This is a genomic window from Hydrogenophaga sp., from assembly GCF_030651625.1.
Taxonomy (GTDB): Bacteria; Pseudomonadota; Gammaproteobacteria; order Burkholderiales; family Burkholderiaceae_C; genus Hydrogenophaga.
Window position 1 is genome coordinate 1 of the sequence record NZ_JAUSCF010000016.1, and the last position, 16,324, is coordinate 16,324.

Genomic DNA, 16,324 nt, shown 5'->3' on the forward strand with positions numbered 1-16,324 from the left:
GCGTTGATTTGTACGCAGGCTTGATGGCTCGCCCGTGACCGACCCAGGCAAAGGCGTCTAGTGTCCTGTCCCGCAAATAACTTGCATATGAAACCGCGCCTTCACACCCATGGCCGCGTTGCAAATCCTCGCGATAGCACAGGCTATCGCTGCGGTTTGCGCCTTGCCCTGGGCGCGAATTCATCGGCTTCATTTCATGCAACTATTTGCGGGACAGCCCACTAGAACACCACAGCGTCAGGCGCGTTGGCGCGAATGAAGTCCAGCACCTTGGGCGTCTGGATGTTGGTGAACAGCGAAACATCGCCCGCGCCGCAGTCGCCGCTGGTCCCGGACGAGGTGATGCCCACCACGCCCTGGGTACCGCCGATGGCCCGGTACATGGGCCCGCCGGAGTCACCCGGACATGTGTTGGCTCCCTTGTTGTCGTACACATAGCCCACGTGCAGGTCGTTGACGATGGTGACCTTGGCAAAACCCGCAGCCAGCTCGAAGTCTGGACCACCCCACCCGGCGATGAACACGTTCTGGCCGGCGGTCGAAGGATTGCTCACCAGCAGAGGCATGGGCGGTGCGGGCAGCGGATTGGTCAGGGTGATCACTGCCGCGTCATTCAGGAAACCGGCCGAGGTTTGCTGGTATTCGGGGTGATTCACCCAGCTCCGCGCACGCAATTCGCGGGCCGTTCCATCGGCCTGCCAGACCGGCGTGGTAATGCGCGTCACCTCGGGCGGCAGGCAGTGCGCAGCCGTCAGTATGCGGGTGGGGCTGATCAGGGTGCCCGAGCAGTACAGCGCCGTGCCGTTGCTGCGGGTGGCAATGAAGACCACCACGGGGGTCTGACCCGGCAGGGCGCATTCGGTGCCACCCCGGATCTTGGGCACCACGCCGATGCTCGCGCACTGCTCGACCGGTGTGGGGTCGGCCAGGGCATCGCCGCCACCTCCGCCGCCGCAGGCGGCGAGCGCCAGGGCCCCCAGCACACCAGAACCCTTTGCAAACCAACCCATGGCGCTCCCTTTCGTGAATGAATACGGCTGTTCAGGGGTGGCACACACCACCCGCAGCGCATGGTAGTCGAAAGCCTGTGTGCGCATTGCTCAGCCGGCAGAGCCCGACCAGAAATCGGGTTGTCCGTAATGGTGTTTCAGAAAGTCGATCCACAGCCGCACGCGCAGCGCCAGGTGTTTGCGTTGCGGGAACAAGGCGTAGATGCCGTTGGGCGGTGCCGCGAACGGGTCCAGCACGCTGACCAGGCGTCCGGCCGCAATGTCGGTCTCGACCTCCCACATGCTGCGCCAGGCAATGCCGTAGCCCGCCAGACACCATTCGTGCAGCACCTGTCCGTCGGAACAGTCGAGCGGACCGCCAGGCCTCAGGTGCACCAGGTCGCTTTCGCCGCCGCCCTCTGCCGGCATGACAAACGCCCATCCCCGTGTCTGTGACGCATCGCTGGACAGCGTCAGGCAATCGAAACGGGCCAGGTCGGCCGGCGTCTGTGGCGTGCCGTGGCGCTGGAGGTAGCGGGGCGCGGCCACGCACAGTCGGCGGTTGTCGGCCAGGCGCACGCTCACCAGCGACGAGTCCGGCAGATCGCCCACCCGCACCGCGCAGTCGTAGGCTTCGCCGGCCACATCAACCACGCGGTCGCTCAGGTTGAGCGAGATCGTCACCTCGGGATGCAGCTCGCGAAACCGCGGCACCAGCGGCGCCACGTGGCGGCGACCAAAACCGGCGGGCGCGGTCAGCCTCAGGTGCCCGCTGGCCTTGACGCCGCCAGCGCTGACGCTGGCTTCGGCATTGGCAAGGTCCACCAGCAGGCGCTGGCAGTCCTCTAGAAAGGCACTGCCTTCGTGGGTCAGGGTGATGCGCCGCGTGGTGCGCACCATGAGCTTGACACCCAGACGCGTCTCCAGCGCATCGAGCCGGCGGCCGATGATGGCGGGTGCCACGCCTTCGGCGCGCGCTGCCGCAGTGAGACTGCCCCGCAGGGCCACCGAGGCGAAAGTTTCGAGCTGCTTGAGTTTGTCCACCGGGGCAGATTACGCCATCAAAAATGACAAATCAATTGGCAATCTCCAATCATTCAGGTGCTTTCGGTTGCGATTCCGCGCGCTGCGCAGCCGCCGGTGTGAGGCGCGCCACGTCCTCTGGCGCGTAGCCCAGCGCCGCCAGCAGCTCGGCGTTGTGCTCGCCCAGCCGGGGAGGGCTGCGTCGCACCCCCAGCCGCTCGCCGCCCAGCGTGATTGGCAGCAGCACCGTTTTGGCGGTGTGGCCGGCGCGCTCTCCATCGGGCAAATCGATATCGGCCAGGCCACCGGTGGCCAGCAAGTGCGGGTCGTGCAGCAGGTCATGCGGCCGGGCAATGGGCGCAAATGGCAGCCCTGCGTTTTCGAACAGGGCGGCCAGGTCGGCGGCGCGATGCACACCCAGGCGCTCGCGCAGCAACGGCAGCAGCCAGTCGCGCGCCCGTACGCGATCGTTGTTCGTGCGCAGGCGCTCGTCGCCCCGCAGGTCGTCAAAGCCCAGCGCCTCGCAGAACAGCGACCACTGCGTGTCGCTCACCACCGCCAGAAAGATCTGCTCGGCCTCTTCGGCAGCGCCCTGCACCTGGAACACGTCGTAAATGCCCCAGGGTGAGATGCGCGTGGGCATGGGGTTGGCGGGCACACCGGTCACGGCGAACTGCATCATGTGCTGTGCAACGAGAAAGATGTTGTTCTCGAACAGTGCGCTCTGCACCTCCTGGCCCTGGCCAGTCTGTTCGCGCGCGCTGAGCGCGGCCATGACACCGATCGCGCCAAACATGCCGCCCATGATGTCGTTGACCGAGGTGCCGGCGCGCAGCGGGTCACCGGGTCGACCGGTCATGTAGGCCAGCCCACCCATCATCTGCACCACTTCATCGAGCGCAGTCCGGTGGTCATAAGGACCGGGCAGAAAGCCTTTGTGGCTCACATAGATGAGACGCGGATTGCGGGCCTGAAGGCTCTCGAAGTCGAGCCCCAGCTTTTTCATGGTCCCCGGCTTGAAGTTCTCGCTCACCACGTCGGCGGTGTCAATGAGCTTGAGCACCGCCTCACGGCCTTCGGGCGTGTGCAGATCGAGCGCGAGGCTCTTCTTGTTGCGATTGAACAAAGGGTAAAAACCGGCGCCCACTCCCAGCAAGTGGCGGGTGTGGTCACCGGTGGGCGGCTCCACCTTGATGACTTCCGCCCCCAGATCACCCAGCACCATGCCGCAGGTGGGGCCCATGACCATGTGGGTGAATTCCACGACGCGCAGGCCTTCGTAGGGGAGGCGGCCCTTGGAGGGGGTTTGCATGGGCCGGATGTTACCGCTTCGATCCTTTTGAACGATTACCCCACAAAAAGTCATGGATCCATCGCATTGAATGCCATAAATCGCAGCTCAGGTTCGCAATACATTACAGCTATGAGCCCACCGCGTGCCGTTCTGTTTGACGCCTATGGCACCCTGTTCGATGTCTATAGCGTCGGGTTGCTGGCCGAACAGCTGTTTCCCGGACACGGCACCCCATTGGCCGTGCTGTGGCGCGACAAACAGATTGAATACACCCGACTGGTGACCACCAGCGACCACGGCGCGCACTACCAGCCGTTCTGGCCACTGACGCGCCAGGCGCTCACCTATGCCATCAAGGTGGTCGCGCCCGCCGCGCGCCAGAATTGGGCGCCGTTCGAACCATTGGCCGTGCAACTGATGAACCAGTACCGCCACCTTTCGGCTTTCCCCGAGAACCATGCCGTGCTCAGGGCACTGCGTGCGCGCGGTGTGGTCACCGGCATCCTGAGCAACGGCGAGCCCGAGATGCTGGGCATCGCGGTGCGCAGCGCCGGGCTCGAAGGCCTGCTGGACCACGTGATCAGCGTGGACCCGATCCGCAAGTACAAAACACACCCCGACGCCTACGCCCTGGGCGAAGCCGCCACTGGCCTGCCGCGCTCGCAAATGGCCTTCGTCAGCAGCAACGCCTGGGACGCCCTGGCCGCGACGTGGTTCGGCTACCGCACGGTCTGGGTCAACCGCCAGAACCTGCCTTTTGAAGAACTGGGTACCCAGCCGACCCGCACAGGCAGCAACTTGCGAGAGGTACTCGCCTTGCTGGATTGATCCTTGCTTTTTCCACCCCCACCTTTTCATCTCCCTCCGTTCGGGCTGAGCCTGTCGAAGCCTTTACCAGAAAGTCACTGATGTCATCACGCACCACGATCCACGGTCTTCAAGTTGCCACCGAGCTCTACACCTTCATCAACGACAGCGTGCTGCCCGGAACCGGTGTCTCGGTCGATGCGTTCTGGAAAGGCTTCGACAGCATCGTGGCCGACCTGGCCCCCAAGAACGCCGCTCTCCTGGGCGAGCGCGACCGCCTGCAGGCCGAGCTGGACACCTGGCACAGCGCCAACCCCGGCCCCATCCGCGACATGGTGGCCTACCGCAAGTTCCTGGAAACCATCGGCTACCTCGTGCCCGAGCCCAAAAAAGTGAAGGCCACCACGAAGAACGTGGACGATGAACTCGCCACCCAGGCCGGCCCGCAGCTGGTGGTGCCGATACTGAACGCACGCTATGCGCTCAACGCCGCCAACGCGCGCTGGGGCAGCCTGTACGACGCGCTTTACGGCACCGATGTGATCAGCGAAGACAAGGGCTGCGGCAAAGTGGCCAAGGGCAAGAAGGGCGGCTACAACCCCAAGCGCGGTGCCAAGGTCATCGAGTACGCACGCCACGTGCTGGACCGCTGCGCGCCGCTGAAGAAAGGCTCGCACCTGGGCTCGACCAGCTACAAGGTCAACAAGGACGGCGAATTGGTGGTGGGTCTGGCCGAGGGCGGCACCAGCAAACTGGTCGACAAGACCCAGTTCATCGGCTACCAGGGAGACGCCAAAAAGCCCAGCGCCATCCTGCTCAAGCACAACGGCCTGCACCTGGACATCCAGATCAACCGCAGCACGCCCATTGGCGCCAGTGACGCGGCCGGCGTGAGCGACCTGGTGGTGGAAGCCGCCCTGTCCACCATCCTGGACCTGGAAGATTCCGTGGCCGCGGTTGACGCCGAGGACAAGGTGCTGGCCTACCGCAACTGGCTGGGCATTCTGCAGGGTACGTTGGTGGAATCGTTCGAGAAGGGCGGCCAGACCCTCACGCGCGGCCTCAATGCCGACCGCGTGTACACCGCGCCCAACGGCAAGCCGAACGCGGTGCGCCTGCACGGCCGTTCGCTCATGTTCCTGCGCAACGTCGGCCACCTGATGACCAATCCGGCCATCCTCTGGGGCGCGGAAGACAAGGAGATTCCCGAAGGCATCATGGACGCGATGGTCACCACCGCCATCGCCATGCACGACCTCAAGCGCACGAAGAAGGACGCCATCCGCAACTCGCGCAAGGGCTCGGTCTACATCGTCAAGCCCAAGATGCACGGCCCGCGCGAAGTGGCGTTTGCCGCCGAGCTGTTCGGCCGCGTGGAAAAGGTGCTGGGCCTGCCCGAGAGCACCGTCAAGCTCGGCATCATGGACGAAGAGCGCCGCACCTCGGTGAACCTGAAGGCCTGCATTGAAGCGGCCGCCAGCCGCGTGGCCTTCATCAACACCGGCTTCCTGGACCGCACCGGCGACGAGATGCACAGCGCCATGCTGGCCGGCCCCATGGTGCGCAAGGGCGACATGAAGGCCAGCGCCTGGATTCAGAGCTACGAGCGCAACAACGTGCTGGTGGGCCTGAGCTGCGGCCTGCGCGGCAAGGCACAGATCGGCAAGGGCATGTGGGCCATGCCCGACCTGATGAAGGCCATGATGGAGCAGAAGATCGCCCACCCCAGGGCCGGCGCCAACACGGCCTGGGTGCCCAGCCCCACGGGCGCCACGCTGCACGCGCTGCACTACCACCAGGTGCTGGTGAGCGACGTGCAGAAAGAGATGGAAAAGATCGACGCCACCGCCGAACGCGACAACCTGCTCACCGGCCTGCTGACCGTGCCCGTGAGCAGCAACCCGAACTGGAGCGACGCCGAGAAGCAGCAGGAAGTGGACAACAACGTGCAGGGCATCCTGGGCTACGTGGTTCGCTGGGTCGACCAGGGCGTGGGCTGCTCCAAGGTGCCCGACATCCACAACGTGGGCCTGATGGAAGACCGCGCCACACTGCGCATCAGCAGCCAGCACATCGCCAACTGGCTGCACCACGGCATCGTGACCGAGGCGCAGGTGAAGGCAAGCTTTGAGCGCATGGCCGCGGTGGTGGATGGCCAGAACGCCGGCGACAAGCTCTACCAGCCCATGGCCGGCAACTTCAACACCAGCAAGGCGTACCAGGCTGCGCTGGATCTCGTGTTCAAGGGCAAGGCGCAGCCGAGCGGCTACACCGAGCCGCTGTTGCATGCCTGGCGTTTGAAGGTAAAAGCGGCCTGAGCTCGGCCCTGGCCCCCCGCTCTCCCTCCGTCCCCATTCGGAACAGGATCGGGATGCGAGCCATCGCTCATCAGACCCTTCAATGGAACGGCGCCTTCGGGCGCCGTTTTCATGGGCCACACACCGACAATGCCGGTATGACACTGCGCTACCTGATCTTTGACGCCAGCGACGACGGCGAAGGCACCGGAACCTGGGATGCGATGGCCAGCGTGCAGGCCACCCAGTTGCCCGAGGTGATGGCAGAAGTAAAGGCGGTGCTGGCCTGGGCCGAGGTGCACAGCCCTGGCCCGCGAGGCCCGCTCGACGATGGCGGCGTGTGGGACGCCGACCAGCAGGCACACGCCGATGACCAATGGACCACCGTCACGCTGACGATCACCGGACCGTGGGCATGGGGCGAGCGCCTGGTTCAGAGCCTGTGTGGCGCAGACTGAGCAGCGCATGCACGACGGCGACCCGGATCTGCTCAGCGACGACGCCCTGCACCCGGAACATGAGCAGGGGGAGCGACAGCCTGCGCCGCCGCCTGTGCCCGCTCCAGCCGCTCGCGCAGGTCCGGATGTGTCGAGCCCATGAGCAGGTTCAGGCCCGGCGTGCCGCTGCCGTGCAACTTGGCCAGCACGCTCACCATGGCCTGCGGGTTGCGCCCCACGCTGCGCAACAGTTCGATGCCGCGCAGATCGGCGCCGTGTTCCTGTTCGTGCAGTTCGCGGCGGGCTTCGCGCGCCAGGTGCGAATAGGGGTTGAGCATTTCCAGCCCCATGCGGTCGCGGGCTTCTTCGATGCGCAGCTCGGGCTGCTTCAGGCGCAGCAGGTTGGCACAGGCTTCTTTCAGCGAGTCACGCTTTTCAATATGAGCCAGTTCGTGGGCAATGACGGCGGCGAGCTCGTCGTCGGACAGGTTTTCCTTCTCACTCCACAGCGCACTGGTGAGGATCACCAGGCCGTGGTCGGCGGCGTAGGCATTGAGTTCGGTATCGTGGAAGGCCAACAGGTGAATGGCGGGGCCGCCGCGCAGGCGGGGCGAGGCGGCCACGAGGTTGGCCAGCATGCGGTGCATCCGCTCGGGCACGGCGATCACATCCAGGCTGTCCATCATGTCGGTGACCTGGGCTTCATCCAGCACCCTCAGCTCATGCGCGCGATTTGGATCGTCCAGGCAGGCGTCGAGCGCAATGGCCTGCGAAGGCAAGAGCGCCAGAGCACAAAGCCCCACAATCGCAGCCAGAAAACGAGACATACCGTTCATACTGTTTATACCGTTTAAGGTTGTCTTTTTACGCCTTTCTGCCGAGTTCGACCAGTCTGTGCGCGCAGGAGGGCGGTCCGACCGACGGGCGGCAATTCCACCGATCCGCAACAATGCGCACAACTCCCTCAACGGTTGGACTGCGCCATGCCCAAGACCCCCGCCCCCGACACCGCCGACGTGGCGCTGAGCAAACTCGACAGCGCCCTGCTCAACATCCTGGTCAAGGATGGCCGGGCGTCATTTGCAGACATCGCTCGCCAGTTGGGCATCTCCCGGGCGCACGCGCGCGCCCGCGTGCAGGCCCTGCAGAGCAACGGCGTGATCGAGCTGTTTGGCGCGGTGATCAACCCGGAGAAGCTGGGCAAGGTGATCTCCACCTTTGTGGACATCAAGGTGGCACCTGCGGCCATGGAGCAGATTTCGCAGGAGCTGGCGGACTGCAAGGAAGTGGTGAGCCTTTACATCATGAGCGACTTGCAAAGCCTGCACGTGCACGCCTTGACCGACAGCTACGAGACCTTCGACGCCTTCGTGCGGCGCCACATCTTCAACCGGCCCGAAATTCTTTCGGTCGACTGCAAGACGCTGATGACGCGCGTGAAGAACCGGCGCGGCGGCGCACGCCTCTGACAAAAAACAACAGTTGAGGCACCGCGCACCCGTCGTGGTGCATCTGCACGCTGCGTGTGCATGGTGCGCATTTGTTTGCTGCCGGGGTTCTCGCGCCCCGCCGGAATGGCCAAGAATTGCCAAATGGCAATCCAGACTGACGAATGTTCACAAACCAGCCCGATTCGTGCCGTTTGCACTCGAAACGTTCTGCTGTGCCTCAACAGCTTGCACCCTGTCAGACCACCACCACTTCGGATACATTGTATTTTTATTCAATAAAATCAATAACTTGAATCAGATCAAAAGCGTGGCACAGGGATTGCTTTGAAGGGTCAGCGCCGCTTTACAAACGGCACCCACGGGCTCTGCCCACCCTCCAACCGCCACAGGAGTCCACGCTCATGACACCGATTCGTCGCCAGTTCCTCGCCACCGCCGCCCTTTCAGGTGCCGCGCTGGCCGCGCCCAGCATCGCCAGCGCACAAACCACCAGATTCAACTGGAAAATGACCAGCGCCTACCCGAAAGGCTCTCCGTTTTACATGGACGGCCCCGGCAGCGCCACCGACCTGGCCAAGCGCATCCGCGAGATGTCGGACGGCCGGCTGAACATCCAGGTGTTCGGTGCCGGTGAACTGATCCCCGCGTTTGAAGGCTTTGACGCCGTGCGTGCCGGCACGGTGGAGATGAACCACGCCAACAGCTACTTCTGGACTGGCAAGACCTTCGCCGCCCAGTACTTCACCGCCGTGCCCTTCGGCATGAACTTCCAGGGCATGAACGGCTGGCTGTACGACGGCGGTGGCATCGATCTCTGGAACGAGGTCTACGCACCCTTCGGCATGGTCGCCATGCCCTGCGGCAACACCGGCGTGCAGATGACGGGCTGGTTCAAGAAGGAGCTCAAGACCGTGGCCGACCTCAAGGGCCTGAAGATGCGCATCCCCGGCCTGGCCGGCAAGGTCTACGCCAACCTGGGCGTGGACGTGAAGGTGCTGCCCGGCGGTGAAATCTTCCCTGCGCTGGAACGCGGTGTGATCGACGCGGCCGAGTTCGTCGGCCCGTTCCAGGACCGCCGCCTGGGTCTGCAAAAGGCCGCCAAGTTCTACTACACCACCGGCTGGCACGAGTCGGCCACGGTGTCGGAGCTGCTGATCAACAAGGCCGCCTGGGACAAGCTGCCCAAGGACCTGCAGGCCATCGTGAGCAACGCGTCTGCCGCCTGCAACGTGATCAGCGAAGCCTGGTGCCAGAAGGCCAACTCGGACGCCATGGACGACCTGGTGAAGAACCAGGGCGTGATCGCCCGTCCGTTGCCCGACGACATCATCAAGGCGCTGCGCGTGGAGACCGACAAGGCCCTGGCCGAAGCCGTGGCCAAGGACCCGGTGACCAAAAAGGTGCACGACTCCTACATGGCCTTCATGGCCAAGTACAACCGCTGGACCGAGGTGAGCGAAGGCGCTTTCCACAACAGCGTGCGCGGCTAAGGGGTACTGGCTCATGCTCAAGGCACTGCGTCCCCTGGCCTCCGGCATCGAGGGCCTCATCGACCGGCTGGGCACGCTCACCGCGTGGATCGCGCTGGTGATGATCGGTCTGGTGGCCACCAACGTGATCCTGCGCTACACGCTGAGCCTGGGTTCGGTGTGGGCGCAGGAGCTGGAGTGGCACCTGTTGGCCGCGCTGATCCTGTTGGGCATGAGCCATGCGCTGCAGCGGGGTGACAACGTGCGCGTGGATCTGTTCTATGCGCGCTATTCACCGCACGTCAAGCGCGTGGTGGACGTGGTCTCGGCCCTGCTGCTGATTGCCGTGGCGCTCGCGTTCATCTACCTCTCGCTGGGCTATGTAGAGCAGTCGCGCTCCATCATGGAAGGTTCGCCAGACCCCGGCGGCATTCCCTACCGCTGGGCGGTGAAGGCCCTGATTCCCTTGGGCTACGGCCTGCTGGTGCTGCAACAGCTGGCGCACCTGCTGCGGCTGCTCACCGACGCGGTTGAACCGGTCGAGCCCAAGGAGGCCGCCCGTGTTTGAGATGCAGACCTACGCCCTGATGATGCTGGGCGGTTTTTTCCTGATGCTGATGATCGGCATTCCGGTGGCAGTGAGCATCGCGACCGTGGGCTTCGTCTTTGGCTGGCTGGGTTTTGGCGAAGTGCTGTTCAACCTGCTGCCGGCGCGGCTGTACGGCATCGTGAGCGGCTACCAGTGGATGGCGATTCCGCTGTTCGTGTTCATGGGCGTGATGCTGGAAAAATCGCGCCTGGCCGACGACCTGCTGGACGTGATGGGCCACATCGCGGGCCGCGTGAGGGGCGGCATGGCGGTGGGTATCGTGCTGTTCGGCATCCTCATGGGGGCCACCACCGGCATTGTGGGCGCCACCATCATCACACTGGGCCTGCTGACCCTGCCCACGCTGATCCGGCGCGGCTACGACAAGAGCGTGGCCTGCGGCGTGATCTGCGCTTCCGGCACGCTGGGCCAGATCATTCCGCCCAGTCTGATCCTGATCCTGCTGTCCGACATCATGCAGCTGTCGGTGGGCACGCTGTTCGCGGCCGCGGTGGGCCCGGGCATGCTGCTGGCCGGCGTGTACATCGTTTACCTGCTGATCATGGGCTGGCTGCGTCCGGCCACCATGCCGCCCATTCCACTGGCCGAACGCGATGCGGTTTCCACCCGCCAACTGTGGGTGCGTTGCTTCAAGGTGCTGGTGCCGCCGGTGATGCTGGTGGTGGCGGTGCTGGGCTCCATCGTGGGCGGTGTGGCCGCCCCCACCGAGGCGGCCAGCATGGGCGCGGTCGGGGCGGTGCTGATCACCGTGTTCTCCGGCCGCTTCAGCTGGGCCACACTCAAGGCGACGGCGCTGGACACCAGCAAGATCACCGCCATCATGATGTTCATCCTCATGCTGGCCCAGGTGTTCGCGCTCTCGTTCCGTGGTCTGCAAGGCGAAGAAATCATCGAGGGCATGTTTGAAGCCCTGCCAGGCGGCGCCAACATGGCCGTGTGGTTCATGATGATGATCATTTTCGTGCTCGGCTTCTTCATCGAGTGGATCGAGATCAGCTACATCGCGGTGCCGCTGTTCCTGCCCATCCTCATCAACCTGGGCGTGGACCCGGTGTGGCTGGCCATGCTGATCACCATGAATCTGCAGTCGAGCTTTCTCACGCCGCCCTTTGGCTGGGCGCTGTTCTACCTGAAGGGCGTGGCGCCACCGGAAGTGAACATCAAGGACATCTACAAGGGTGTGCTGCCGTTCATTGCCTTGCAGTTCACTGCCCTGGTGCTGCTGTTCTTCTACCCACAGATCGCCCTCTGGCTGCCCAAAGCCATTGGCTGGTGAAACCCATGATGGAGTGCCATGGCTTTTTTTGACCAATACAGTGTCGCCTGGCTGATCGGGCTGGCGCTGGCCCTGCTGGCCACCGGCCTGGTGGCCGGTACGCTCGCCGGCCTGCTCGGAGTGGGAGGGGGCATCGTCATCGTGCCGGTGCTGTACCACCTGTTCACCCTGCTGGGGATCGACGAATCGGTGCGCATGCACGTGGCGGTGGGCACCTCGCTGGCCACCATCATTCCCACCTCCATCATGTCGAGCCGCGCCCACCGCAAAAAGGGCAGCCTGGACATGGCGCTCATCAAGCGGCTGATGCCGTCGGTGGTCGTGGGGGTGATCGCAGGCTCCATTGCCAGCCGATACCTCAGTGGTGGGGTGCTCACTGCCGTGTTCGCCACGGTGGCGCTGGTGGTGGCGCTGAACATGGCATTCAAGAAGGAAGGCTTTACCGTGGGCAACGGCCTGCCCGGTCCGGCGGGCACCGCGCTGCTGGGTGGCGGCATCGGCGGCATTTCCACGCTCATGGGCATTGGCGGCGGCACGCTCAGCGTGCCCATCCTCAACGCGCTGCGCGTGCCCATGCACACCGCCGTGGGCACCGGTGCCATGCTGGGCATGGTGATCAGCTTTCCTGGCGCGCTGGCTTTTCTGTTCAACGGACTGGACGTGCCACTGCGCCCGCCGCTGAGCATCGGCTATGTGAACCTGCTGGGCATGGCGCTGATCGTGCCGGCCACCATGCTCACCACGGGCTTTGGCGCGAAGCTGGCGCACAGCATTGATGCGCGGCGGCTGCGACAGGTGTTTGCGGCGTTCCTGGCGCTCACGTCGCTGCGCATGTTTTACGGCATGATTTGAAACACCCCCCTGCGCTGCTGACGCAGCTTCCCCCCTCTCTGGCGCACCTTCGGCGCTTGGAGGGGGGACGCACACTGTGGCCCGGCGAAGCCGGTTCCACGGGTGCCCTGGAATGAGGCATTTCGCGCCGGAAGCTTGGTTGCTCGTTCATACGCCGCTACACAGCTGAACAAGTTCAACGCCCACGTTCACCCATTGTTTATCCTGCTCATGAAGAAAGAGAGACATCCATGATCCACACCCTCAAAGCCCTTGGCGGCATGGCCGTGGCGCCGCATCATCTGGCCGCGCAGGCTGCGCGCGATGTGCTGCGCGAAGGCGGCAATGCGGTCGAAGCCATGGTGGCCGCGGCTTCCACCATTGCGGTGGTGTACCCGCACATGAACGCCATCGGTGGCGACGGTTTCTGGCTGATCCACGAACCGGGCCAGACGCCGGTGGCGATTGATGCCTGCGGTCAGGCCGCCGCGCTGGCCACAACGACCTTCTACGCCGGGCACAAAGCCATTCCGTCGCGAGGCCCGCTGGCCGCGCTCACCGTGGCCGGCACCATAGGCGGATGGGAAAAGGCGCTGGAAGTCTCCAGCCGCTGGGGCGGTTTGCTGCCGCTTTCGCGCCTGCTGCAGAGCGCCATTGGCCACGCCCACAACGGCGTGGTGGTGACGACCAGCCAGTCGCAGCTCACGCGCGACAAGTTTGAAGGGCTCAAAGACGCCCCCGGTTTCGCCAGCAACTTCCTGGTCGAGGGCGCACCGCCCACCCCCGGCCATGTGCTGCACCAGCCTGCGCTGGGCCGCACCCTCACCCAGCTGGTCGAGCGCGGCCTGGGCGACTTCTACCGGGGCGAACTGGCCCAGCGCATGGGCGCCGAGCTCGAACGCGTGGGCAGCCCGTTGCGCACCAGCGACCTGGCCACCTACCGCGCTCAGTTCGTCGACCCGCTGGCAGTCAAGCTGCACGACAGCACGGTGTACAACCTGCCGCCACCCACGCAGGGTTTGTCGGCACTCATGATCCTGGGCCTGTTCGATCGCCTGGGCGTGACCGAGGGCGAAGGCTTTGCCCATCTGCATGGCCTGGTGGAAGCGACCAAGCAGGCGTTCCGCGTGCGCGAGCGGGTGGTGACCGATCCGGGCCGCCTGCCGGTCAACCCCGCGGACTTCCTCACCCCCGACCAGCTGGATGCGCTGGCTGCCGAGATCGACCCATCACGGGCGCTGCCCTGGCCCGACGTGGCCAAGCCCGGCGACACCATCTGGATGGGCTGCGTGGACGCACAAGGCCGCGCGGTCAGCTTCATCCAGAGCGTGTACTGGGAGTTCGGCTCTGGCGTGGTGCTGGACGGCACCGGCGTGTGCTGGCAGAACCGGGGCACCAGCTTCTCGCTCGACCCCCGAGCGCTCAACAGCCTGGAACCGGGGCGGAAACCGTTCCACACGCTCAACCCCTCGCTCGCCGTCTTTGATGATGGGCGCGTGATGCCCTATGGCACCATGGGTGGCGAAGGCCAGCCGCAAACGCAGGCCGCCATCTTCACCCGCTACGCGCGCTTCGGGCAGAGCCTTCAGCAGGCGGTGACCGCCCCCCGCTGGCTGCTGGGCCGCACCTGGGGCAGCGAGACGACTTCACTCAAGCTCGAAAGCCGTTTCGATCCCTTACTGGTGGCGCAATTGAAGGCCGCTGGTCACGACGTGGAGGTACTGGCCGAAGCCTTCAGCGACACCATGGGTCATGCCGGCGCACTGGTGCGCCATGCCAATGGCGTGGTCGAAGGCGCGGCCGATCCGCGCAGCGACGGAGTGGTGGCCGCCGTGTGAACCTGCAGGCTCAGCGAGCCGGGGCCAGCAAATCGCCCAGCCCGGCCTGTGCCATCAGTTCATCGAACCAAAACCGGTAGCCGGCATCGCTGGGGTGCAGCCCGTCCACCGCGTGCAGGCCGGGCTGTTGCACAAAGGGATCGACCGCAGCTTCCTTGAACAGGTTGATGTAGACCGCGCCATGGCGTTCGGCAGACTCACGCACCAGCGCATGCAGGGTGCGGGCGCGCGCCGTCATGAGCCACGAAGCGGGCGCGATGAAGAACGGCGCGTTGCCCACGTTGCCTGCGGGCATCAGCAGCACACGATCGCTGCGCGCCCGGGCGAGTTGCGTGGCGCGGTCGATGTCGGCGCGCATGTCGTCTTCGCTGCGCAGACGGATCACGTCGTTGCCGCCGGCCTGGATCAACACGAGATCGTAGCGTTCGTCACCCGCGAGCTGGTCCACGACGCCCGCGAAGGTGGCGCCGTCTCGCGCACGGTTGTCGATATGCAGCCGAGGGTAGGCACGAGCGAGCAGGCCGGCCAGGCTCGCCTGGGGTGCGCTGGCTCCGGTGCCCACACCGGTGCTGTCACCCACGATGAGCAGTCGCAACACGGCATCTGGCGGGCGTTGCTGCAGCGGTTCGCTCTGGCGGGCCAAGTCAACGGCCTGCCCGATCCGCCAGGCCGCGCAGCCGGAGAGCAACAGCACCGCCGCACCGGCGGCCAGGGCAATCAGGGGGATGAGGCGGCGGGTGCGTAAAGGCATGGCCGCAGTGTAGGAGCAGCCTTCGCGGGCGACTGCACTGCGGCGTCAATGCCCCGTGAACCGGGGTGGTCGTTTTTCGATGAAGGAGCGCACGCCCTCCTGGGCGTCTTCGCTGTTCGACAGGCGCTGCTGCACGGTTTCGAACTCGCTCGTGGCCACCAGTGGCCCGTGTTCCACCGCTTTCCAGGCGTTGAGCCGGGTGGCCACCACGGCCAGAGGCGCCTGCTGGGCAATGGCCCGGGCGATGCGCAAGGCCTCGGCCAGTTCTTGACCGGCGGGCACCACCCGTTGCACGAAATGCAGCCGCAAGGCCTCGGCGCTGTCGAACTCATCGCCCGTGAGCAGGTGCAGCATCGCGTTGCCCAGCCCCGCCCGTTCGGCCATGCGCAGCGTGGCACCGCCGGTGGCCATGATGCCGCGACGCACCTCCAGCTGAGAAAACCGCCCGTTGTCGGCCGCCACCACGATGTCGGCGGCCAGCATCAGCTCGATCCCCAGCGTGAAGGTGATGCCCTTCACAGCCACCACCAGCGGCTTGCTGCGGCGCCGGTAACCGGCGCGCCCCAGGTCGGTGGGATCCACCAGCCCGAACGGCACGGCCCGCTCACCGCGCTGCATCAGCGGCGCGAAACTCGGCAAATCCAGCCCGGCCGTGAAGTGCTCGCCATGCGCGTGCAACACGCCCACCCTCAACGCAGCATCGTCGTCCAGCCGCGTGTAGGCCTCGGCCAGCGACGCCAGCATGGCTGGCGTGAACCCATTGCGCTTGGCTGGCCGGTCAATGCCGATCAGCAACACGCCGTCCTGCACTTCAGAGGTGATGCGGCCTTCGGCCGGGAGAGTTGAATCGGGCGTTGAAGCGTTGGTGGTGTTCATGCCAGCCATCTTAGGTTTCAAGACGGCCCGCCGCCATCGCCTGCGCGACGGGTTGAACCGATGTCTCACACCCACAAATAGACACTCCGGCGTGAAATGCCCTCATCCAGCACCACCCAGGATCCGCCCTTCGACAAGCTCAGGACGGTCCGAAGGTGTGCCCCCTGGGGGTCGCGCGTAGCATGGCGGGGGGTACTCTTCCTTCCGGTGCGAAGTGCCACCAATCCAGAGATACCGTGGAACCGGCTTGTATGGTTGAGGTGTTGGGGTGGAGGGCCTGAAATACCGGCTAACGGCACTGACCGACTGGCGGAGATTGCCCCCACCCCGCCTTCCAGCGTCGATAAGGAACTGAGCGGCACCGGGTATCGGTAG

At 65.1% G+C, this 16,324-nt stretch carries 15 protein-coding genes; 9 read left to right on the forward strand and 6 right to left on the reverse strand.

Annotated features, from left to right (window positions below):
* Window positions 1–221: 221 nt before the first annotated feature.
* From Q7V46_RS05720 to Q7V46_RS05730, 3 genes are all read right to left on the reverse strand, one after another.
* Complete coding sequence (locus Q7V46_RS05720; RefSeq protein ID WP_304912560.1) at window positions 222–1,010, reverse strand: trypsin-like serine protease; 789 nt, start codon at window positions 1,008–1,010, stop codon at window positions 222–224.
* Window positions 1,011–1,100: 90 nt separating this feature from the next.
* Window positions 1,101–2,033 carry a LysR family transcriptional regulator gene (locus Q7V46_RS05725; RefSeq protein WP_304912561.1) on the reverse strand — a complete coding sequence of 311 codons (933 nt, stop codon included), beginning with the start codon at window positions 2,031–2,033 and terminating at the stop codon, window positions 1,101–1,103.
* Between the two features lie 49 nt (window positions 2,034–2,082).
* Window positions 2,083–3,324, reverse strand: coding sequence for a CaiB/BaiF CoA-transferase family protein (locus Q7V46_RS05730; RefSeq protein WP_304912562.1), 1,242 nt, complete (start codon window positions 3,322–3,324; stop codon window positions 2,083–2,085).
* A gap of 111 nt (window positions 3,325–3,435) precedes the next feature.
* On the opposite strand from Q7V46_RS05730, the gene Q7V46_RS05735 reads away from it, so the two are divergent.
* The 3 genes from Q7V46_RS05735 (at window position 3,436) to Q7V46_RS05745 (ending at window position 6,868) form a co-directional block, all read left to right on the forward strand.
* A complete protein-coding gene (locus tag Q7V46_RS05735) occupies window positions 3,436–4,134 on the forward strand; it encodes a haloacid dehalogenase type II (RefSeq protein ID WP_304912563.1) in 699 nt (232 codons plus the stop codon).
* A gap of 80 nt (window positions 4,135–4,214) precedes the next feature.
* The gene (locus Q7V46_RS05740; protein ID WP_304912564.1) at window positions 4,215–6,431 is read left to right on the forward strand and encodes a malate synthase G; all 2,217 of its coding nucleotides are present in this window, start codon (window positions 4,215–4,217) and stop codon (window positions 6,429–6,431) included.
* A gap of 137 nt (window positions 6,432–6,568) precedes the next feature.
* Window positions 6,569–6,868 (forward strand): hypothetical protein, encoded by a 300-nt coding sequence (locus Q7V46_RS05745; RefSeq protein ID WP_304912565.1) that lies wholly within the window; start codon window positions 6,569–6,571, stop codon window positions 6,866–6,868.
* Between the two features lie 32 nt (window positions 6,869–6,900).
* Here Q7V46_RS05745 and Q7V46_RS05750 read toward each other — a convergent pair whose 3' ends face one another.
* A complete protein-coding gene (locus Q7V46_RS05750; RefSeq protein ID WP_304912566.1) occupies window positions 6,901–7,683 on the reverse strand; it encodes a M48 family metallopeptidase in 783 nt (260 codons plus the stop codon).
* Window positions 7,684–7,830: 147 nt separating this feature from the next.
* Between Q7V46_RS05750 and Q7V46_RS05755 the strand changes: the two genes are divergently transcribed.
* The 6 genes from Q7V46_RS05755 to Q7V46_RS05780 all read left to right on the forward strand — a co-directional run bounded on the left by Q7V46_RS05755 (window position 7,831) and on the right by Q7V46_RS05780 (window position 14,322).
* The gene (locus Q7V46_RS05755) at window positions 7,831–8,316 is read left to right on the forward strand and encodes an Lrp/AsnC family transcriptional regulator (protein ID WP_304912567.1); all 486 of its coding nucleotides are present in this window, start codon (window positions 7,831–7,833) and stop codon (window positions 8,314–8,316) included.
* Window positions 8,317–8,699: 383 nt separating this feature from the next.
* Window positions 8,700–9,788, forward strand: a complete 1,089-nt coding sequence (locus Q7V46_RS05760) for a TRAP transporter substrate-binding protein (protein WP_304912568.1) — start codon at window positions 8,700–8,702, stop codon at window positions 9,786–9,788.
* A gap of 13 nt (window positions 9,789–9,801) precedes the next feature.
* Window positions 9,802–10,335 carry a TRAP transporter small permease subunit gene (locus tag Q7V46_RS05765; protein ID WP_304912569.1) on the forward strand — a complete coding sequence of 178 codons (534 nt, stop codon included), beginning with the start codon at window positions 9,802–9,804 and terminating at the stop codon, window positions 10,333–10,335.
* A 1-nt stretch (window position 10,336) separates the two neighbouring features.
* Window positions 10,337–11,653: a TRAP transporter large permease subunit gene (locus Q7V46_RS05770; RefSeq protein ID WP_304912574.1), complete on the forward strand. Its 1,317-nt coding sequence runs from the start codon at window positions 10,337–10,339 to the stop codon at window positions 11,651–11,653.
* Window positions 11,654–11,671: 18 nt separating this feature from the next.
* On the forward strand, window positions 11,672–12,505 hold the full coding sequence (locus tag Q7V46_RS05775) for a sulfite exporter TauE/SafE family protein (protein ID WP_304912570.1): 834 nt from the start codon (window positions 11,672–11,674) through the stop codon (window positions 12,503–12,505).
* Between the two features lie 230 nt (window positions 12,506–12,735).
* Window positions 12,736–14,322: a gamma-glutamyltransferase family protein gene (locus Q7V46_RS05780; RefSeq protein ID WP_304912571.1), complete on the forward strand. Its 1,587-nt coding sequence runs from the start codon at window positions 12,736–12,738 to the stop codon at window positions 14,320–14,322.
* Between the two features lie 10 nt (window positions 14,323–14,332).
* On the opposite strand, the gene Q7V46_RS05785 is transcribed toward Q7V46_RS05780, so the two are convergent.
* Both Q7V46_RS05785 and Q7V46_RS05790 read right to left on the reverse strand, forming a co-directional pair.
* Entirely contained in the window at window positions 14,333–15,073 is a 741-nt protein-coding gene (locus tag Q7V46_RS05785) for a GDSL-type esterase/lipase family protein (protein ID WP_304912572.1), read from the reverse strand.
* A gap of 45 nt (window positions 15,074–15,118) precedes the next feature.
* Window positions 15,119–15,949 (reverse strand): crotonase/enoyl-CoA hydratase family protein, encoded by an 831-nt coding sequence (locus tag Q7V46_RS05790; RefSeq protein ID WP_304912573.1) that lies wholly within the window; start codon window positions 15,947–15,949, stop codon window positions 15,119–15,121.
* Between the last annotated feature and the right edge of the window lie 375 nt (window positions 15,950–16,324).

Bases quoted from the DNA above. Each gene is read 5' to 3' on its own strand.
- Q7V46_RS05720 (WP_304912560.1), bottom strand. From the start codon at position 1,010: ATGGGTTGGTTTGCAAAGGGTTCTGGTGTGCTGGGGGCCCTGGCGCTC.
- Q7V46_RS05730 (WP_304912562.1), bottom strand. From the start codon at position 3,324: ATGCAAACCCCCTCCAAGGGCCGCCTCCCCTACGAAGGCCTGCGCGTC.
- Q7V46_RS05735 (WP_304912563.1), top strand. From the start codon at position 3,436: ATGAGCCCACCGCGTGCCGTTCTGTTTGACGCCTATGGCACCCTGTTC.
- Q7V46_RS05740 (WP_304912564.1), top strand. From the start codon at position 4,215: ATGTCATCACGCACCACGATCCACGGTCTTCAAGTTGCCACCGAGCTC.
- Q7V46_RS05745 (WP_304912565.1), top strand. From the start codon at position 6,569: ATGACACTGCGCTACCTGATCTTTGACGCCAGCGACGACGGCGAAGGC.
- Q7V46_RS05750 (WP_304912566.1), bottom strand. From the start codon at position 7,683: ATGAACGGTATGTCTCGTTTTCTGGCTGCGATTGTGGGGCTTTGTGCT.
- Q7V46_RS05755 (WP_304912567.1), top strand. From the start codon at position 7,831: ATGCCCAAGACCCCCGCCCCCGACACCGCCGACGTGGCGCTGAGCAAA.
- Q7V46_RS05760 (WP_304912568.1), top strand. From the start codon at position 8,700: ATGACACCGATTCGTCGCCAGTTCCTCGCCACCGCCGCCCTTTCAGGT.
- Q7V46_RS05765 (WP_304912569.1), top strand. From the start codon at position 9,802: ATGCTCAAGGCACTGCGTCCCCTGGCCTCCGGCATCGAGGGCCTCATC.
- Q7V46_RS05770 (WP_304912574.1), top strand. From the start codon at position 10,337: ATGCAGACCTACGCCCTGATGATGCTGGGCGGTTTTTTCCTGATGCTG.
- Q7V46_RS05775 (WP_304912570.1), top strand. From the start codon at position 11,672: ATGGCTTTTTTTGACCAATACAGTGTCGCCTGGCTGATCGGGCTGGCG.
- Q7V46_RS05780 (WP_304912571.1), top strand. From the start codon at position 12,736: ATGATCCACACCCTCAAAGCCCTTGGCGGCATGGCCGTGGCGCCGCAT.
- Q7V46_RS05785 (WP_304912572.1), bottom strand. From the start codon at position 15,073: ATGCCTTTACGCACCCGCCGCCTCATCCCCCTGATTGCCCTGGCCGCC.
- Q7V46_RS05790 (WP_304912573.1), bottom strand. From the start codon at position 15,949: ATGAACACCACCAACGCTTCAACGCCCGATTCAACTCTCCCGGCCGAA.